Below are 19465 nucleotides of genomic sequence, written 5' to 3' on the forward strand. Positions count from 1 at the left end.
TTTCCCGCTGAGTTTTCTTTCCAGTTAAAATTACCCGGCAATGTGCGTTGAGGTGATCACGACCGGAAATGAGATAATGAGCGGTCTTACCCTGGATACCAACTTCAGCTGGGTAGCCGCGGAACTGTCCTCATCCGGTATTGAGGTTAAGCACCACTGCGCGGTTGCCGATGACCTCGATGATCTTCTCGCTTCTTTCTACGCGGCTTCAAAGAGAGCCAGGTTTGTCGTAGTCACAGGAGGGCTCGGCCCCACCGAGGATGATCTGAGCGCACTTGCCGCCTCGAAGTTTCTCGGAACTTCCCTTGTTTCCAATCAGGCGGTCTATCAGGACATCTTACGGAAACTCAGGGAAAGGGGCAGGAAGCCCAACATTCACCATGAAAAACAGGCCATGTTTCCTGAAAAAACGGCGGTTATCGAAAACCCGGTCGGCACGGCCGCAGGCTTCAGTTTTCTCTCCGGCAACTCGAAATTCTACTTTCTCCCCGGTGTCCCGAGGGAATTCAGACGTATGTTCAGAGAGCATGTTCTTCCCGATATAACTGGTGTCGCGCAAAAAGGAACCATCCTGCGCGTTAGAGTGCTAAGGACCTTTGGGCTCGGCGAATCCGAGGTGGCGGAAAAACTGAGCGGCTTTTCCCCCGAAGGAGTGGATCTCGGATACAGAATCCGCCTGCCCGAGATTCACCTTAGACTCACGGCCTCGGGTGATGACGGCGATGCGCTTGATTCGCTTCTGGGCGATGCCTGTGCGCGGGCAGAAGAAAGGCTGGGGTTTTTTCTCTTTTCCCGGGAGGACGAATCCATGGAAGAGGTGACTGCATCTTTGTTGATTGAAAAAGACCTGACCCTGTCTGTTGCGGAATCCTGCACTGGAGGACTCTGCTCAAGCCGGTTTACTGACATTCCTGGGAGTTCCGCTTATTTTCTTGGCGGGGCGGTGGTTTACAGCAACGATTCCAAGGAAAAGCTTCTGGGAGTAAGCACAGATACACTCACCTGGTTCGGAGCGGTGAGCGAGCAGGCAGTTTCCGAAATGGCTCAGAGAGCAAGAGAGCTTTTCGGAAGCGACATAGGGATTTCCATATCCGGGGTCGCGGGCCCGGGAGGCGGAACTCCGGAGAAACCCGTGGGCACCGTGTGGTTCGGATTCAGCCATGTTTCCTCGGGGACTTTCTGCGAGAAGCGGAATTTTGCCGGCACGAGAGATGAGATAAAGAGCTTTGCCTCTTCCACCGCCATTGATATGGTTAGGAAGTTCTGTATTGATTATGTAGCATAATAGTTTTCAGAACCTGAGAAATCGAAACGGAGACAAGGACGGAATGAGCGATACTGACGAGAAGAACAAGAACATAGACGTAGCCATCAGCACCATAGAGAAGCAGTTCGGAAAGGGTTCCATAATGAGACTCGGGGAGGACATTTCTCTTTCGGACATCCCGGTTATTACCTCGGGCTCTCTCGGACTTGATATAGCTCTTGGAGTCGGGGGTTTTCCCAGGGGAAGGATTGTCGAGGTTTACGGTCCTGAGGCCTCGGGCAAGACCACCATAGCGCTCCACGCCATTGCGGAAGCCCAGAAGGCCGGCGGAATAACCGCGTTTGTCGACGCAGAGCACGCTCTTTCGACAAGCTACGCGGCGGCGCTTGGGATCAAGGTTGAGGACCTTCTTATTTCGCAGCCCGATTTCGGAGAACAGGCCCTTGAGATAATTGATACCCTGATAAGAAGCAACGCAGTTGATCTCATAGTGCTTGATTCGGTTGCGGCCCTTACACCCCGGGCCGAGATTGAGGGTGAGATGGGAGACACTCACGTGGGTCTTCAGGCGAGACTGATGTCGCAGGCACTTCGCAAAATAACGGCTAACGTAAGCCGTTCCAAGACCATAGTGATTTTCGTTAACCAGCTCCGCATGAAAATCGGGGTTCCGGCGTACATGAATCCCGAAACCACCACCGGGGGCAACGCGCTTAGGTTCTATTCGTCGGTGAGAATTGATATAAGGCGCATCGGGTCTCTTAAGGACGGCGACCGCATAATTGGCAACAGAGTGAGGGCCAAGCTTGTAAAGAACAAGGTAGCTCCGCCTTTTCGGGAAGCGGAATTCGAGGTGATTTTCGGAAGGGGGATATCAAAGCTCGGGGAGCTCATTGATTTAGGAAGCAAGTTCAACGTGATAAAGAAAAGCGGGACCTGGTATTCCTATGAAGGAGAGAGAATGGGGCAGGGCAGGGATAATTCCAAAAAGTTTCTGCACGAAAATCCGGAAATCCGCGAAAAAATAACAGACGAGATCATAAAGGCCTCGGGGGTTGGTTCTGCTGAGGAAGCAGAGTAATCTGGATACACGGAATCAAGATCGAAGAATCTATGTGAATCCCTATACGAGGGATGAAGTATGAGAACCTGTTCATGGTTTTCCCTGGATCATTCTTGTTTTTGGAGCTCCCGTCACTTGGTTTTTCTGCTGGTTATTTTTCAGGCGGGATGATTAGGGGTTTAGCGGGATTGGTAATGCCGCGATACAGGGGAAGAATGGAAGTTCTCATAAAAACTAAACCTCCCTCTGAATAGAACTACCTTGGAAATTTACAGAATATTTTTGGGCATTTTTTAAGCGGCGCATTATGAAAATCTTAGGAATCGAAACCTCTACTTTTTCAGGAAGCGTGTCATTATCCGATGATGACGCGCTTCTCTGCGAATATGTTTTCAACACCGGCCCAAGACACAACGAAGTGCTTATTCCCACCATCAAGAGGCTTTTTTCGGATTGCGGGCTCGGAAAAGATGATCTGGATGCGGTCTGCGTATCAGTGGGTCCGGGGTCTTTCACCTCTCTTCGCATAGGGGTCTCCACTGCGAAGGCCCTTTGTTATTCCCTGGGAGCGGAACTTGTGGGAGTTCCGTCCCTTGAGATTCTCACTTCAAACGCACTTTGGTGCGGAGACTGCGTGTGCGCCATGACCGACGCTGGCAGAGGAGAGGTTTTCTTTTCGTTTTATGATCCAGAAAGCGCAGAGATGACCCCCGCGGAAATTGCCACACCTGAGTCTGTGTGCGCCAGGGTGAGAACAAAGACCGTTTTTGTGGGCAGTGGGTCCCTGCTATACGAAAATCTAATACAGGATTCCGCAGGAGAAAGAGCCGTGTTTCTGCCTGCAAATCTGAACACCCCGAGGGCGTCTGGCTGTGCGCTTTTGGGAAGAAAGAAAATTCTTTCCGGGCACAAGGACGATCCTTTCACCTTAACCCCCTTCTATCTTCGCCGCTCCGCTGCGGAGCACAAAACGGTATCGGTGAAAAGAGGGTAAAAATCTTTTTTCACATGACGGTCTTGAAGTTGCCCGTGCGCAGTGATAGATTAAGCGGTGCGGGTTTTTGTTTTCCGCATTTTAAAATAATCAGGGAGATAGACCAAAATGGCCAAGATGCTCGGCGCACAGATGTTCTTTGAGACGCTTCTTCACCAAGGTATTGACGTGGTCTTCGGACTGCCGGGAGGGTACGTTCTCAAGGTGTATGACGTGATGACCGATTATACCGACAGGATAGAGCACGTGCTTGTGAGGCATGAACAGGGAGCTACGCACATGGCCGACGGGTATGCAAGGGCATCGGGAAAACCGGGAGTGGTACTTTGCACCTCGGGTCCTGCGGCAACCAATACCGTTACCGGCATTGCGACGGCGCAGATGGATTCATCTCCCATAGTTATCTTCACAGGACAGGTTCCTACTCAGTATCTTGGAAGCGACGCTTTTCAGGAAGCCGACCATATCGGCATAACAAGACCCTGCACGAAACATAACTATCTTGTACGAGAGACCCGGGATCTTCCAAGAGCTATGAAAGAGGCTTTTCACATAGCTGGTACTGGAAGACCCAGCCCTGTTCTGGTTGATATGCCCAAGGACGTTCTCATAGGAGAAGACGAGCTTGTAATCCCTGAGGATCACGAGATAGATATCAAAGGCTACAAACCCACTATGAAGGGAAACCCTTCGCAGATAAAAAGAGCGGTGGAGATGCTGCTTGCCTCAAAGCGGCCAGTTATTTATTCCGGGGGAGGAGTTATCTGGTCCGGGGCTACAGATGAACTGATTGAGTTCTGCCACCGGCTTCAGATACCTGTAGCGTCAACTCTTATGGGCCTGGGGGGTTATCCGGCAAGCGATCCGCTTTTTATAAGCATGCTCGGGATGCACGGTTCCTACGCCGCAAACATGACTGTTACTGAATCGGACCTCGTTATCTCGATCGGCGGGCGGTTTGATGACAGGGCTACGGGCGGGAACTTTGATGAGTTCGCCCCCAACGCGGAGATTATCCATATAGATATAGATCCCTCCTCGATAGATAAAAACATAACGGTTCAGTGTCCGATAGTAGGGGATGCAAAAGCTGTGCTGCGCCAGATACTCGATGCTCTACCCGGGGAGATTGATCTTGAGGGAAGGGAATCCTGGCTCAGGCGGATACAGGAGTGGAACGAAAAGCATCCGCTCACCTATTGCCAGGGAAGCGAGAAAATTCTGACTACCTACGCCATAGACATGCTCTACAAGATCACGAAAGGAGAGGCCATAATAGTTTCCGACGTGGGTCAGCACCAGATGTGGGTAGCACAGTTCTACAAGTTCGAAAGACCGAGAACCCATCTCACCTCTGGAGGGTTGGGAACTATGGGATTCAGTTTCCCCGCAGCCATGGGAGCGAAATATGCAAGGCCTGATGAGCAGGTTATATGTGTTGCCGGCGACGGAAGTTTCCAGATGAATTTTCAGGAACTCGCAACTGCGGTTGAATACAATATGGATCTTAAGATCATTGTTTTCAACAACCGCCACCACGGAATGGTAAGGCAGTGGCAGACGATGTTTTTTGAAGGCAACTATTCTGCTTCCCGGTTCGAGGTACTACCGGATTTCGTGAAGCTCGCGGAAGCGTTCGGCGCCCGCGGCCTTCGGGCGGTGAGGCCCGAGGAGCTTGAGCCCACTCTCAGGGAAGGCCTTAACACTCCGGGAGTTGTCCTCATGGAGATAGAAGTCGATTGTACCGAGATGGTTTATCCGATGATAGCCCCCGGCGCGTCAATGGACAACATGATAATGATGCCCGCGGATCTTGCCTGATCCTCTGTTGTTGGTAACAGGTGGCCACTTCTCTGTGTCCGTTGGACTGATGTAGTTTGACTTGTTAATTCAGCATTCACTGTTCTGGCGGGCCATAACAGTAAGACGGTCTCTTTAAGACCCTGAAATGAAAAACATCTGCTCAGTTCTGTACGTTTTCATCCTGATCTGCATTCTTGTTTCTTCAGGTTGCCGAAGCAATGACTGTGCGGATGCTTCTCTCTGCATAGGGGTGCTCATCCCCGAGAGGATTTTTGACGGCAGTTATGACAGCAGACGACAGGCGGTAGTTTCGGCCGTAGAAGATATTAATGCCGCAGGCGGTGGTATAGAGCTTGTTTTTGGCCGCGACACTGACCGTTCTTTTGATTCTGATGCCCTGAGGAATGTTCTGGACAGTGGGGTTGACGGAATAATAGGTCCGGCTACCTCTGCTGATTCTGTGGGTCTTGTGGATGATCTTGCCGGAGCGAAGATGGTCGCGATATCACCCTCGGCCAGTTCGGTTGAAATAAGCACTTTCGCTGATGACGGCTACTTCTTCAGAGTTATTCCATCGGACGCATTCCAAGCACCCATAATTGCGAAACTGATAAAGCAAGCTGGGGGAAAACGTGCGGCCATACTGTTTCGTGACGACAGTTACGGAAGAAACCTTAAGGACGGTCTTGTCGAATCCCTTAAGCAAGCGGGAGTAAGTTCACTTGAACCGATTGAGTATGGGGAAGGTTCCGAGGCGGCAGTAAATGCCGTAGTCAGTGCAGTAAATGCCGAGGATAATCCTGTGGACTCCGTGGTTCTCGTGCTGTTTCGTGAAGGGGGAGCGAACTTTATGGCAAGCATGCTCAAGAGGGAAGAGCTCAATGGAAAGGTGAAATACTACGGGGCGGATTCATTGTCAATTGAGAGCTTTGCTGAAATAGTTGTCGCCCTTGACCCCGAAGCACTTTCGCTTGAGGACATGGAAGGTTTTGTGACCACCATCGCGGGTCCTGACCCCTGCAGACTGGAAGACGGGAAGGAAATTTTTGATGAAGCGGGGAGATATGCAAGACAGATATACGATGCTGTTGTGCTGATGAAGCTTGCGTCCATTAAAAGCGCATCTTCTGATCCCGCCGTGTATGTCAGGGAAATGATAGGAATAAGCAGGGATGGGATCAAATGCAGAACTTATGCAGAATGTGCGGGATTTCTCACCGATAGCGACAGTACCAACGATGATATTGATTATCACGGTTTTTCGGGCGAGATTGATTTCGATGCTAACGGCGACGCAACTAAGGGTTTTTACTATGTACACACTTATGACGACATGGGTGAAAGGCCTGAACCTGTCCTCGTTAACCTGGAAGGGAATCCCGCAGGCGAGTGCAAGGTGGACAACAGATAGGGTCTGCTGAGTATGAGGATGGGAGGATGGCGGTGGTACACGGAAGAAAGCGTAAGCTTGGGGTTTACGACAGGGCGGGGGATCTGATTGAAGGGGCGGAGGAGATCAGGAAGGCAGTGGGAGAGTAAGCGGACGGTTTCAAATCAGACTTTTCGGGCTCGCCCTTCAAGTCTGATTTGAAAGAAAAAGAAAAGAAAAAGAAAAAAACAAAAACCGGACAACTAAAAAATTCTAAAACCGGACAATTTAATTTACTTCGGCTATTTTTGTGCTTGAATTCACTGGGGTTTTTATGGTTCACTCTAAATGTAAGGCTATGCTGGGTTCCGGTCGCCATTTCAGCATGCGGAAAAACCATGGAGGTAATAGAGAATGATGAATTTAAGAATCAAGAGAGTAGTTCTAGGCTTGCTTTTTGTCTTAGGGGGGGGCTTGTTTTTTCATCCGGTATGGAAGCAGCCGCTACTCACGGGGACAATACGGGGATAGTTGCGGAAGATGTTGTTCCTACTAACCGGATGCACGTGGAAGAATTTCTTAATAAAATAGTACGTTATTATGAAGAAGTTTATAAAGCAAACTTTGACCCGAATAACCTCCAGGTGCTGATCAAAGAAGTCACATTATACAACAGGGCGGTAAGGCAGGAAGGAGACTACAAGCACGGTGAAGTTTATTCATTAAGCATAAACAACAGAAATATAGTAACGAATCACGCGAGATATCCTGACCTGTTCGGTTACCGGTTTGACCCGCCTGCTACCTCGGGTTCCGATGTCGCAGGCACTATATCAGATTTAACTGAGGGCGCAGGCAATGCGTCCCAAGGTATGAACCACTGTGAACAATACGGCGACGCCGGGAGATGGGCCTGCGCGCGCAATGTGTCGGATAACCTCGGCGGACATATAACGTTCATAGCGGGTCTTCACCACCGTGAAAATGACTCCGCTTTTGTTGAGCCTGTCTGTACCGGGTTCAAGCTCACACCTTCAGCTGAGGATGTACATGGAGACCCTACAGATAAGAATCTTGAAGATTACGTGAAAGGGGTTATCAGGGTAGCTCAAGCTCAATTTGCAAGAGCATTCGGAGCAGCAGTAGCACAAGGCGGTTCTCCCCAGCAAATCCAGTTAAACACACTCACAAACCTGAATGACCAATCCGCTTGCTACAGGGTAGGAGATCTCAGGCATGGAAACATATATACCTTCATAATGGAGGCGAAATCGGATCCAGAAGAACCCGCCGCGGTGATTATAAACGGAAACAATTTTGATCTTAACGGCACCAACCTGGATCTGAACGATGACAGACTGTCAGGAGAGACGAATATAGCAAAACTGTTCAGCCAAGAGTTGGGAGACGTAGAAATCGGAAGTTCCACTTACGTAAATTATCACTGGGATGACCCCACGAATCTTGATGATAACGTTGCAAACTTTCTTGAAAACAAGAAGGTTCCCGGCACTTCATGCAAGAGAAGCTATATCGAGGTGGCAAGCATAACCGCGATGGTGCCGTCCCTCAATCCAACCCTGTATATCTTCGGCTCCGGAACTTATCCCGGAGATGATGTGTGCAAGATTGATGATGATGATGGAGGATGCGCGATTGCGGGTACGGCAAATACGTACAAGGGCGCCTTGCTTAACCTGTTCGTTATGGCTTCAGTCCTGTTCCCGGTCGTTTTCCTGAGAAGGCGCACATAGAAGGTTTCAGGAAATACCGGCTTCCAAGACTGCCGGTAATATCTGCTGAACAGGGGCGGCCTTGAGGCTGCCCCTGTTTTTTTCAGCTTCTGAAAACACTGATGCCAAACCCGGAAACCAGTACATTCGGTATCGAAACATTTCCCGGCAGTCATCTTCTGTAAAGTCTCTGTTAGAATTAGCGGCGCTTTGCCGCCCGCTGTTTACGCTCCACTACATACGTTGCCGCATGCCATGTAAAACTTGCTTCCGGCTAACTGACCTTATCTTTGCCAGGTGGGATTCGAACCCGCTGGCACACTATGAAAGATTAACAGTTAGATCATAGCCTCCTGCCCACTTCCAGAACTTTCCCCGGCGCAACGCAAATGCCTCGATTTAGCGTTACCTTCATGATTGCTCGTGTGGCGGGTACGATATCTTCGAGTTTCTAATATAGCTATGAATCCAGGAAAAATTGTTCAGGTAGCATTGCCGATTCATTCCGAGCAGCTTTTTCTATATTCGGTTCCGAAGCGTCTCCGGCAAGGGATCGCTACGGGGAAGAGGGTGTTTGTCCCCCTCGGGAACCGCAAGGCCATAGGATATGTGGTGGGAGATGCGGGAAAACGGAAAGTCGATTTCGAGCTAAAGGATATAATCGATATCCTCGATGAATTACCGCTTTTTAACGAGAAACGCCTGGAATTCTTCCGCCGGGTTTCTGAGTACTACATGGCGCCTCTCGGGATCGTGCTTAAATTCGCCCATCCTTTGGGTCTTGGCAAAAGCGTCGGGAAAACCGTGCGGATCACGGAGGAGGGGGAAAGCTGCCTTAAGGAACCGGGGCTTAACCGTCTCGACAAAAGAGTTCTGGAAACTCTTCTGCTCGAAGGAGAACTCGCCTCGGAGAAGCTTATTGAACTCAGCGGTGGGGCGTCGCTTGAGAACCTTAACTCTCTTAAAAGAAGAGGCCATGTCGAATTTGACTACAGGGTCGTAAGAGATGAGAAGGTAAAGTACGAGAAGGTCTATGGAATCTCCTGTGACCCGGACACTGTCTCGGAGATTAGGCGGAAAAAACCGGCCAAGGGCGCCATACTTGAGTTCATAAACCTCCGCGGTTCCGTCCCCCGCTCGGAACTGAGGGAAATATTCGGCAATTTCACGGCTCACGTAAAATGGCTTGTGGATAACGCTCTGGTCTCCGTGGAGCAAAAAGAGATCGGAAGGGACCCCTACGGTGTGCTTGATTCAAAGGAAGAGCCGCCGAAGAAACTTACTCAGGATCAGCGTATGGCGATGGAGAAAATCCTGCCTTACGTCAAGAGGGGGGAATACCGCTGCTTTCTTCTTCACGGTGTCACGGGAAGCGGAAAGACCGAGGTTTATTTAAGGACCGTGAGCGAAGTCATAGCCAGGGGGAAACAGGCGATTGTTCTCGTTCCCGAGATAGCGCTCACACCGCTTCTGGTAAAGAGGTTCCGCTCGCGTTTCGCCGACTCTGTGTCGGTGATTCACAGCGCCCTCAGCGAGGGTGAGAGGTTCGATGCCTGGAGAAAAGCCCGTAGCGGAGACCTGAGCGTGGTGATAGGCGCCCGCTCCGCGGTTTTCGCTCCGCTTGAGAATCTCGGCCTCGTTGTAGTCGACGAGGAGCACGAGTCCTCCTACAAGCAGAACGAGGCGCCATGTTACAACGCCCGCGACGCCGCGGTCATGCTCGGAACCATATACAGCTGTCCTGTGCTGCTGGGTTCCGCGACTCCTTCACTTGAATCCTACGCAAACTCGATCAGTGGCAAGTACGAATATCTTTCTCTTCCCGCAAGGGTGGGGGAGAGCAGGCTTCCCGATGTTGAACTCGTGGATATGAAAAACGTGAATGAAGCTGTCTTCTCCCCGCGCCTGAGGGACGCCCTGGTGGAGAATTTCAGCCGCGGGGAGCAATCGATTCTTTTTATTAACAGGAGAGGTTTTTCAAGCTTTCTGGTCTGCGGGGACTGCGGTGAAACCTTCAAGTGCCCCAACTGCTCTATAACCCTTACCTTCCACAAGAAGGATAACTCAATTAAGTGCCATTACTGCGGGATTATGCAGGAATTCGAGAACATCTGCTCAAGCTGCGGGGCCAAATACATGGGCAAGGGTCTCGGGACCCAGAAAGTGGAGGAGCAGGTAAAGAGCATGCTTCCCGATGCCAGGGTCTTCGTCATGGACAGGGATTACACCCGCGGAAAAACCAAACTTCTCGACCTTTACAGAAAGCTTGAGTCCGGGGAGGTGGATGTTCTTATCGGGACCCAGATGGTAGCCAAAGGACATGATCTGCCAGGGGTTACGCTTGTGGGTGTTCTCTCGGCTGACCATATGCTGGGGATTCCCGACTTCCGCTCGGGAGAAAGAACTTTCCAGATCCTCACGCAGGTAGCTGGAAGAACAGGCAGGGGAAGAAAACCCGGGACGGTTTTTCTGCAGACATATAACCCCGAACATCCTTCGGTAAGATTTGCCATTTCCCATAACAGTTCCGGGTTCCTGGATGAAGAACTGGAACTTAGAAAATCTCTTGATCAGCCTCCTTTCTCGAAGTTCATATCCTTAAGAGTGAACGGACTTGATGAGGAGAGGACACGAGATTTTGCCAAAAGAATGAAACGCACGGCCGAGAGGTTTCTCCTCAGGCTTCCGCCCGGGTCGCTCCGAGTGCTTGGCCCGTCGGAGGCTCCAATATACAAACTCAGGAACAGGTTCAGATGGCAGATCATTATCGTGTCGGGGAATCTGGGGCTGCTTCGCAACTACGCCTCGGCACTTTACGATTCGTTGAAAAAACACGCTTCGGGAATTAAGCTTATAATTGATATTGATCCCTATGATTTCATGTGACCCGGCTTGATGAGAAAGAAGATTGTTTTTCCCGACGAGGAAAACGCGCGCTTAACAGTTGAGAGATTCCGGGAGATGAACGGCAAGCTCTCTGTGGAAAAGGAGAGAGCCCTCCGCGTCATCTCTTCGCACAGCAGATTTCTCGGCAATTCAATCATAAGAAATCCACGCGCGCTAAACGTACTTACTAATGAAAAAGCCCTAGAGAGAAAAAAAACGCTTTCTTCCCACCGGACTCCGCTCGGCTCGATTGTGAGGAATTCGCAGGATTCAGAGCGGCTAGGAGAAAGGCTCAAGAAGTACAAGTACACGGAACTCTCGAGGATAATCTACAGAGAAATTCTTGGTCTCTGCACGTTTCGCCAGACCATGGAGGAAATTTCCGACCTGGCCAGCTCCGTGGTCAGGGCGGTGCTTGATTTTTACAGGTTCCGAATCGAGGGAGGAGACCAGTTTGAGTTCGTAGTGCTTGGCATGGGGAAACTCGGCGGAAGACTCCTTAACCTCAGTTCCGATATAGACCTCGTTTATCTCTACAGAAGCGAGGACTACGCCGAACAGATATTCACGCTTTGCTCATCGGTTACCAGAACGATAAGCTCCGTTACCCCCGGCGGTTTTCTCTACAGAGTCGACCTTGGTCTGCGTCCGGGTGGCAGCAGGAGTCCGCTAGCAGTGTCAATTGACGCGGCCCTTGATCATTATTACCACTGGGCCGAGACCTGGGAGAGAGCGGTTCTGCTCAAGGCGAGTCCTGTTGCCGGGGATATTGAGCTTGGTCGCGAATTCCTCGGGGAACTTGAACCGGTAATATACCGCAAGCTGCTTGATTACGAGTCCATAGAGGATCTCAAGGACATGAAGGTTCGTCTTGAGGGCATCCGGAAGGAAAACGACGTGAAGCTCGGAAGGGGAGGAATAAGGGATATCGAGTTTTTCGTGCAGGCGACCCAGCTTATGAGCGGCGGGGCGGTGAACAAGCTCAGGGGACTCATGAACACTCTTGACGGCCTTTCCGCCATGGAGACGACGGGTTTCATAAAAAAACAGGTAAGGGAAGAGATGGAGCATTGCTATCTTTTTCTTAGGAAAGTGGAGCATTCAATTCAGCTCTGGGATGAATTTCAGACGCACAGTATTCCCACAGATGAAAATTCACTCGCCAGACTCTCAAGGAGGATGGGTTTTGAAATGACGGCGGACTTCAGGGCCGCTTATGAAGAAGTAACCTCGCTTGTCGTGAAGAACTGCGGGAATCTGTTCGTTGATCCCGGAGTGGAGCTTGAGGAAAAAGGCAGGGAATTCTGGGAGGTGGCGGATTTTATGGCCGAGGGAAATGTAAACCGCGAGGAAGCTATTTCGACCCTCGGAAATCTCGGTTTCTCGGCGCCGGACGACGCGATCGAAATCATATCGAGCCTCATGAACCCCCAGAGAGCCGGACTCACGGAAAGGGGAAGGATGCTTTCGAGAAAAGTGATACCGGCTTTTCTCTCAAACATAATCAAGCTCAGCGATCAGGACTCTGCGCTTTTAAATCTTGAAAGGTTTATCTCTGGTCTGGGTTCCAGGATGTCGGTCTACTTTCTTCTGACTGAAAACCCCAAAATTATTCCTCTGCTCTCTAGGCTATTTTCAAGAGGCGGCATGCTGTCTGATTTTCTTATCAGGCACCCCGAGTATCTTGACTCCATCATACTGAAGGACGTGACGCAGTTTTACGATTCGAAAGATGCCATGGCGGAGGCCCTCGGGGAAGCCGTCTCGCAAGAGGAGTTCTTTGAGGACAAACTCAATGCTCTCCGAAGCTTCAAGCACATTGAGTCCCTTAAACTTTGCTTTAAGGAGCTCTCCGAGGACTTGGAACCGATTTACGTGGGGAAATATCTGTCGATGGTTGCGGACGTTGTAATGGACTCAAGCCTCGAACTTGCCAAGGATTCCCTTAAGTGTTCTCCAAGAAAAAGAAAACTCCTTGATAACATGGTTGTTCTGGGACTTGGCAAGCTCGGAGGAAGTGAAATGAGCTACGCTTCAGATCTGGACATAATTTTCATTTACGAGGGAGATGACCACGAGCTTTTTTCCAAGTACGGTCAGAGATTCATATCCAATCTTTCGGTTTACACTTCTGAGAGCTTCTGTTACAAGGTGGATGTGGAACTGCGCCCGTCGGGAAATTCGGGCGCCCTCGTCGCCTCGCTTGAAGCCTTTGAAGAATATCATAATTCAAGTGCTCAAATCTGGGAGAGGCAGGCTCTTGTAAAAGCCCGCGCCGTTGCGGGAAACCGCGCACTCGGCGAGAAGGTAATGAAAGTCATAGACAATTTCATTTACGCAAAAGAACTCGCTGCGGATTTCCCCAAGGAAATCCACAGGCTGCGCGAGAGGGTCGAAAAAGAACTTGCCAACGAGACCGAATCCAGATTTAACCTGAAGATGGGAAGGGGAGGGTTGGTTGACATTGAGTTCCTCATCCAGATGCTTCAGCTTGCCCATGGTCCCGCAAACCCCGAACTGAGAACGGCAAACACCATGGAGGCTATCGGGGCGCTCTACGGGGCCGGGTTAATTGAAAGCGACGAGGTCCTGACGCTTAGCGAAGGCTATATGTTTTTAAGAAAAATGGGAAATCTGCTGAGTCTTTTCAACGACAGGAGCAAAAACGAGATCACGCGGGGCGATTTTGACCGAATGGCGCCTGAGTTCGGTGGTTCCGGTGGAGAGGGAGGTTTTCTCATGTCTGAATATGCGCGCGTGACCGGGGATATCAGGGAAATTTATAACCGGCACTTTACGGGAAGCACTTGATGAACAGAAGAAAATGCGTTTTTTTTCTTGCCGACGGTACGAGGCTGGATGTCTTCGCTGAACTTCTAAAAAGAGGCGACCTTGAGAATATACAGAAATATGTTGTTGAACCTGGAGAGTTCCTTAAGGGAGTCACGGTTTTTCCTTCCACAACGGGTCCGGCCTATACCCCGTACCTTCTCGGCAAGTTTCCAGGCAGGTGCAACCTCCCCGGCATAAGGTGGTTTGACAGAAGGTATTACGACAAGACTCCGTTTTCCCTGCGAAGATTCAGAAGCTACGCGGGTCCCCAAGCGTCTCTTATCAACCGGGACATAGAGTGCGGCTCCCCGACGCTTTTCGGCATGGTTCCGGGGAGCGTAAGCATTCTAAACGAAATAACCAGGGATATAGGTCCCTCGGGGAGAAACAGGACCAAGTATCTTAAGTATTACCTGGTCGTAAAAAGCCATTTCACGGACAGAAGCGACAGTGTTGAAGAGGCCGCGGCAAGAATTCTGGTTGATTCTCTCAGGGATTCTCCGCGTTTTATTTTCTGCGTTTTCACTGCGGCAGATGCCTATTCCCACCGCTACCATCCGTTCCACCACAAGGTTATGGAATCCTACAGAAGGCTTGACCGGTACGTTGGAATGGTTGCAGAAAAGATCGCCGAGCAAGGTGAACTTGACGATACGCTTTTTGTCGTGGGAAGCGACCACGGACTTACGTCCACGCACTCGCATTTCGATTCCCTGGATTTTCTTCGCAGACGGGGTTTCAAGCCGCTTTACTACACCAACGTGTTCAGGCATTACCTTGACGCCGATTCATCCGTCATGGTTTCCGGAAACTCCATGGCGCATTACTATTTCAAAAATTCCGATGGATGGAAAAGACACACCTTCTACGAAGAAATAGCGGATATAGTTAACGAGCTCTCCGGGCGGCCGGAAGTGGATCTTGTCTGCGCCAGAACCGGCGGGGCAGGGGGGGAGGTGAAAATAACTAACCCCAGGGGAGAGGCTCTCGTGAGTGTGGATGAAGAAGGTCTGATCTGCTACAGCAATGTTTCGGGCGACCCTCTTGGCTACGGCTTTTCCTCAAGGAAGATGAATCCCTCGGAGTCGCTTCGACTCACGATCGATTCTGACTATCCGGATGCCCCCCTCCAGATTCTCCAGCTTTTCGAATCGCCTCGAACCGGCGATGTGGTAATCAGTTCAAAACCGGGCTATGACCTTCGGGCCACGCACGAGAACCCTGAACATCACGGTTCCCATGGCTCCCTGCACAAAGACCACATGGTGGTTCCCATTCTTATAAGCCGCCCGGCCCGATACGACTGCGTAAGAACCGCAGATATCTTCTCGAGCATCGTCAATTATCTCGGGTTTGAAGTTCCCCGGGGCGTTGACGGAAGGGATATTCTTGAGTGAGCGGATTTAGGAGAAGATTTCCTCTATCTGGTTGCTGACTTCTCCCTCTTTTTTTCTAAGCGATATGGAAAGTTCTTTAACTACGTGGGAAAGGGCGTTTTCCATTATTCTTTTCTCGCCGAAAGAGAGGTTTTTTACTTTTTTCAGATGGTGTATGTCCCTTAGTACCCTGGCTATTTCGTATATGTCGCCGCTTTTAACCTTGTCGGCGTATTCCTTATACCTTTTGTTCCAGCTCTGAACTCCCAGCTTGGGCACTTCGCCGTTTTCTTCCTTTAGTATGTCAAGGATTTTCTTTACTTCCTTCCTGGGTACTACGGGCCTTAAGCCCACGGACTCTATGTTATCCGTGGGGACCATGAGTTTTACGTTACTTTCAAGAACGTTAAGTATGTAAAAGGATTTTCTCGAACCCAGTATTTCCTTTTCCTCAACTCCCTGAACCTCAACCACACCGTGAACTGGATACACAGCGTTTTGTCCTGCTTTAAATTTCCTGCCCATTTTATTAAGTTATATGAAACAGTCAATATACCTGATTTACACCCGGTTTGCCAGAAAACGGACGAGAAGGGCCAGAGTAATGGAAAAGAATTGCGATTTTCTTGTTGTTGGCGGAGGAATTGTGGGTCTTGCAATCACAAATGAACTTCTTCTGCGCGGCTGCAGTAACATCATTGTTTTGGAAAAGGAAGAGGGCTTGGGGGCGCATTCAAGTGGCCGAAACAGCGGGGTTCTACACGCCGGGATCTATTACACGCCCGATTCTCTGAAGGCGCGGTACTGTATTGAGGGAAACCGGATGATGAGAGATTTCTGCCGTGAGAACGGAGTCGCTATATCCGAATGCGGCAAGGCCATCGTGGCGGACTCCGAGGAGAAGCTTGAAGGACTCCAGGCACTTCAGCAGAGGGCGCAGAGAAACGGAGTGGAGTCGTATCTTATCGATGAAAAAGAGCTTGCAGAGGTAGAACCGCATGCCGCTACGTTTGAGAAAGCCATATATTCTCCCGCGACATCGGTGTTTGACCCTATAGGCGTTTTGGATGCTCTTTGCTCGAAGATTAAAAAAACCGGGAAAGCACGAGTACTTTTTGACACGGTTTTTATTGGACAAAAAAAGAATCGCGTTGCCCTTACGAGCGCGGGAGAGATAAGTTACGGAAAACTCATAAACGCTGCCGGCCTCCACGCGGACGTCATAGCGCGCCAATTCGGAGTGGGTCTCAGGTACAGAGCCATCCCTTTTATGGGCTCCTACAGCGAACTTACAAAGAAAAGCACTTATCTTGTCCGCGGAAATATCTATCCGGTTCCCGACCCGAGAATGCCTTTTCTGGGGGTGCACTTCACGAGGAGCACTTCGGGACGGGTCTTTATCGGCCCTACCGCCGTGCCGGTTCTGGGAAGGGAGAGCTACGGATTTCTTGAGGACCTGGGGCTTGAGTCGTTCCGGTTTCTTTACAGAAACGCGTCGATGTTCGTAAGTGACAGCGGATTCAGGGCAAATGCGCTCTCCGAGGTGAAAAAATATCTGGGATCCCATTTCTACTCAGAAGCCAGAAAGCTGGTTCCCGGTCTCCTGCCCCGTCATCTAGTCTCTTCTGCGAAAACCGGTATCCGTTCGCAGCTTGTGGACTGGAAGGAGAAAAAACTCGTTATGGACTACGTCGTCTGCAGGGAAGAGAACACTGTTCACGTTCTAAACGCCATATCGCCCGCTTTTACATCCTCGATGTCGTTTGCCAAGTATGTAGCGGACATTCTGCTTGAGGAAGAAGCTCGCTAGAAGCGGTGAACACGGGGCTTTTTTATGCCCGGCCTTATTTTTTCCATTTTTCCTTGAAAAAATTCCGGCAATCGCATTTAATATTTATCCATATTCATCCTTTTTTCCATTGAGAAATTGCTTTAACCGGACTCGAAAATGCCCGAGCAAAGAGTCATAAGAAATTACGTCGACAGGCCCAACTCCTACACCATCGGATCGTATCTGTCCTCGGGGGGATACTCGGCGCTGAGAAAAGCCCTTGACATGGCCCCTGGAGAAGTAACCGACGCGGTCAAGAAATCGGGTCTGCGGGGAAGGGGAGGGGCTGGCTTTCCGGCGGGGATAAAGTGGAGCTTCATCCCGCCTGACTCCAAGAAACCGGTTTATCTCTGTTGCAACGCTGATGAGAGCGAACCCGGAAGCTTCAAGGACAGGGAGATTCTGGAGAAAGATCCCCATCAGATGATAGAGGGCATAATAATCGCCTGCTACGCTATCCGCTCCCACAAAGCCTACATATACATAAGAGGGGAGATGCCGTACGGTGCCAAAAGGATACAGCAGGCAATAGAGGAAGCTTACGAACACGGCTATCTCGGCAAGAACATACTCCTAAGCGGCTTTGATCTCGATATGAAACTGTATATAGGCGCCGGTGCCTACATATGCGGGGAGGAGACCGGTCTTCTTGAGTCAATAGAAGGAAAAAAGGGAGAGCCGAGACCCAAGCCTCCTTTTCCGGCTCAGGTGGGCCTTTTCGGCTGCCCCACCATAGTAAATAACGTGGAGACGCTTGCATGCGTTCCCCATATAATAAACAACGGGGCGGACTGGTTTGCCTCGATAGGGACTCCCAGAAACACCGGAACCAAGATTTTCGGACTGAGCGGGCATGTAAATAAACCCGGGCTTTACGAACTTCCCCTCGGAATAAACCTTCTTGAGCTGATTGAAGAGTACGGCGGAGGAGTTCTCGGAGGAAGAAAAATAAAAGCGGTTTCTCCCGGTGGTTCTTCTTCTGCGGTTTTTTCCGCGGATGAACTGGATATTGCGATGGATTTCGATACCGTTGCGGCTGCAGGCTCCATGCTTGGAACGGCGGGAGTAACTGTGATGGATGAAACGGTGAGCATGATCAAGGTAGCCCAGAACCTTGCCCATTTCTACAGGGATGAGTCATGCGGCCAGTGCGTTCAGTGCAGAGAAGGGACGTGGTGGCTTGAGAAGATACTGAGAGAGATTGACGAAGGCAAGGGATCCATTGAGCACCTCGACATAATACTTGACGCGTGCTCACAGATGAGAGGAACTACCATATGCGCCCTTGCAGATGGCTGCGCCATGCCCGTTGACTCAATAGTGAGAAAATTCAGAGACGAGTTCGAAGAGCATATAAAAAGAGGATATTCTGAGCGCTTGTGATTTATAATACGAAAGAGTTATATCTGAACGTTATGGCTTGGTTAAAGAAGCAAGGAATTTTAAGGGGAGAGAGGTAGGGTTTTACAACAAGCTTTTACGCCATGAGGGGATTGAGGGGCGTACTCCGGACTAAGTTTGTTAAGGTTTGGGTGGAAAGTTGCTGAAAAAGGAAGCAGCTTTAAATTGTTCGGGAAAAGAAGGGAAAATCTTTTTTCGGGTCGATAGGGCCCACTTTTCTAGATGACGTATTCGGCGGTGTCACTTCCGCAATCGTAATGCTGCCGCTGGCGTTAGCCTTTGGTGTTGCCTCGGGCGTGGTGCGCTCAAGAGACTTGACTCAGAACGAACTGGAAGGCGTGTTTTCCGTTCCAGTCCTGGACTTCGATTCTTTACCGTCTCTGGCGGACATTGATCCCTATAGCATGCCGGTCGGACTCATCAAGTTGAGAGGAAGTTTCTCGATCGCTTCCGCAAACGAACTGACCCGAGTGATTGCTGCGGACATCAAGGATCACAACATCATCATCCTCGACTTCTCCGAGACCACCAGCGTGGACGATAGCGCTGCGCTTGCGATCGAGGAACTTGTCCAATCTGCCATAGAGGACGACACCGACTGTGTCGTGTTGGGATTGTCTGGTGACGTGGGTAGAATTCTGCGATCTCTCGAGGTCTTCCACCGTGTCCCCGCCGGGAATTTCGTGGACACCCTTGACGAGGCGAAGCAGTTGTCCAAGAACCTTCTCCACAAGCGCGGTGCCGATGACGAAGCCTGGCGAGGAAGGATGAAGGGTGTTGCGCGTACACGTTGGTGTATATTTTTATGCGCATTCATGTCTGCTCAGGGTAGTTTCAAAGGCGAAACTCTCCTGAATAAAGTTGTCTGAGTCAGTAGTGCATTTCGGAGTTCAAGTGTGAACAGCTGAGG

At 50.4% G+C, this 19465-nt stretch carries 13 protein-coding genes; 12 read left to right on the forward strand and 1 reads right to left on the reverse strand.

All coding sequences use genetic code 11. From position 1 onward, the window contains the following. The first annotated feature begins 40 nt into the window (after positions 1-40). The 9 genes from OXG75_07535 (at position 41) to OXG75_07575 (ending at position 15344) form a co-directional block, all read left to right on the forward strand. Entirely contained in the window at positions 41-1285 is a 1245-nt protein-coding gene (locus OXG75_07535; protein ID MCY3625821.1) for a competence/damage-inducible protein A, read from the forward strand. Positions 1286-1328: 43 nt separating this feature from the next. After that, a complete protein-coding gene (gene recA / locus OXG75_07540) occupies positions 1329-2348 on the forward strand; it encodes a recombinase RecA (protein ID MCY3625822.1) in 1020 nt (339 codons plus the stop codon). A gap of 289 nt (positions 2349-2637) precedes the next feature. Further along, positions 2638-3324 (forward strand): tRNA (adenosine(37)-N6)-threonylcarbamoyltransferase complex dimerization subunit type 1 TsaB, encoded by a 687-nt coding sequence (tsaB, locus tag OXG75_07545; protein ID MCY3625823.1) that lies wholly within the window; start codon positions 2638-2640, stop codon positions 3322-3324. Positions 3325-3432: 108 nt separating this feature from the next. Further along, on the forward strand, positions 3433-5145 hold the full coding sequence (gene ilvB / locus OXG75_07550) for a biosynthetic-type acetolactate synthase large subunit (protein ID MCY3625824.1): 1713 nt from the start codon (positions 3433-3435) through the stop codon (positions 5143-5145). A gap of 127 nt (positions 5146-5272) precedes the next feature. Continuing rightward, on the forward strand, positions 5273-6538 hold the full coding sequence (locus tag OXG75_07555; protein MCY3625825.1) for an ABC transporter substrate-binding protein: 1266 nt from the start codon (positions 5273-5275) through the stop codon (positions 6536-6538). Positions 6539-6894: 356 nt separating this feature from the next. Next, complete coding sequence (locus OXG75_07560) at positions 6895-8250, forward strand: hypothetical protein (protein MCY3625826.1); 1356 nt, start codon at positions 6895-6897, stop codon at positions 8248-8250. A 441-nt stretch (positions 8251-8691) separates the two neighbouring features. Beyond that, positions 8692-11115, forward strand: coding sequence for a primosomal protein N' (priA, locus tag OXG75_07565; protein ID MCY3625827.1), 2424 nt, complete (start codon positions 8692-8694; stop codon positions 11113-11115). Positions 11116-11124: 9 nt separating this feature from the next. Further along, positions 11125-13926 carry a bifunctional [glutamate--ammonia ligase]-adenylyl-L-tyrosine phosphorylase/[glutamate--ammonia-ligase] adenylyltransferase gene (gene glnE / locus OXG75_07570; protein ID MCY3625828.1) on the forward strand — a complete coding sequence of 934 codons (2802 nt, stop codon included), beginning with the start codon at positions 11125-11127 and terminating at the stop codon, positions 13924-13926. After that, positions 13926-15344, forward strand: coding sequence for an alkaline phosphatase family protein (locus OXG75_07575; protein ID MCY3625829.1), 1419 nt, complete (start codon positions 13926-13928; stop codon positions 15342-15344). Before glnE ends, OXG75_07575 begins: the two co-directional genes overlap by 1 nt. Before the next feature lie 6 nt (positions 15345-15350). On the opposite strand, the gene OXG75_07580 is transcribed toward OXG75_07575, so the two are convergent. Beyond that, positions 15351-15848 (reverse strand): CarD family transcriptional regulator, encoded by a 498-nt coding sequence (locus tag OXG75_07580; GenBank protein ID MCY3625830.1) that lies wholly within the window; start codon positions 15846-15848, stop codon positions 15351-15353. A gap of 79 nt (positions 15849-15927) precedes the next feature. Here OXG75_07580 and lhgO point away from each other — a divergent pair, with 79 nt between their 5' ends. The 3 genes from lhgO (at position 15928) to OXG75_07595 (ending at position 19424) form a co-directional block, all read left to right on the forward strand. Then, complete coding sequence (gene lhgO, locus OXG75_07585; GenBank protein MCY3625831.1) at positions 15928-17133, forward strand: L-2-hydroxyglutarate oxidase; 1206 nt, start codon at positions 15928-15930, stop codon at positions 17131-17133. Between the two features lie 138 nt (positions 17134-17271). Beyond that, positions 17272-18537: an NADH-quinone oxidoreductase subunit NuoF gene (nuoF, locus tag OXG75_07590; protein MCY3625832.1), complete on the forward strand. Its 1266-nt coding sequence runs from the start codon at positions 17272-17274 to the stop codon at positions 18535-18537. A gap of 275 nt (positions 18538-18812) precedes the next feature. Next, positions 18813-19424 (forward strand): sodium-independent anion transporter, encoded by a 612-nt coding sequence (locus tag OXG75_07595; GenBank protein ID MCY3625833.1) that lies wholly within the window; start codon positions 18813-18815, stop codon positions 19422-19424. The last annotated feature ends 41 nt before the right edge of the window (positions 19425-19465 follow it).

The sequence above is a fragment of the Candidatus Dadabacteria bacterium genome, from assembly GCA_026705445.1.
Classification (GTDB): Bacteria; Desulfobacterota_D; UBA1144; order Nemesobacterales; family Nemesobacteraceae; genus Nemesobacter.

Coding starts and splice junctions, on each gene's coding strand:
- OXG75_07575 (MCY3625829.1), top strand. CDS start 13,926: ATGAACAGAAGAAAATGCGTTTTTTTTCTTGCCGACGGTACGAGGCTG.
- OXG75_07580 (MCY3625830.1), bottom strand. CDS start 15,848: ATGGGCAGGAAATTTAAAGCAGGACAAAACGCTGTGTATCCAGTTCAC.
- recA (MCY3625822.1), top strand. CDS start 1,329: ATGAGCGATACTGACGAGAAGAACAAGAACATAGACGTAGCCATCAGC.
- OXG75_07595 (MCY3625833.1), top strand. CDS start 18,813: ATGCTGCCGCTGGCGTTAGCCTTTGGTGTTGCCTCGGGCGTGGTGCGC.
- lhgO (MCY3625831.1), top strand. CDS start 15,928: ATGGAAAAGAATTGCGATTTTCTTGTTGTTGGCGGAGGAATTGTGGGT.
- tsaB (MCY3625823.1), top strand. CDS start 2,638: ATGAAAATCTTAGGAATCGAAACCTCTACTTTTTCAGGAAGCGTGTCA.
- ilvB (MCY3625824.1), top strand. CDS start 3,433: ATGGCCAAGATGCTCGGCGCACAGATGTTCTTTGAGACGCTTCTTCAC.
- nuoF (MCY3625832.1), top strand. CDS start 17,272: ATGCCCGAGCAAAGAGTCATAAGAAATTACGTCGACAGGCCCAACTCC.
- OXG75_07535 (MCY3625821.1), top strand. CDS start 41: ATGTGCGTTGAGGTGATCACGACCGGAAATGAGATAATGAGCGGTCTT.
- OXG75_07555 (MCY3625825.1), top strand. CDS start 5,273: ATGAAAAACATCTGCTCAGTTCTGTACGTTTTCATCCTGATCTGCATT.
- OXG75_07560 (MCY3625826.1), top strand. CDS start 6,895: ATGGAGGTAATAGAGAATGATGAATTTAAGAATCAAGAGAGTAGTTCT.
- priA (MCY3625827.1), top strand. CDS start 8,692: ATGAATCCAGGAAAAATTGTTCAGGTAGCATTGCCGATTCATTCCGAG.
- glnE (MCY3625828.1), top strand. CDS start 11,125: ATGAGAAAGAAGATTGTTTTTCCCGACGAGGAAAACGCGCGCTTAACA.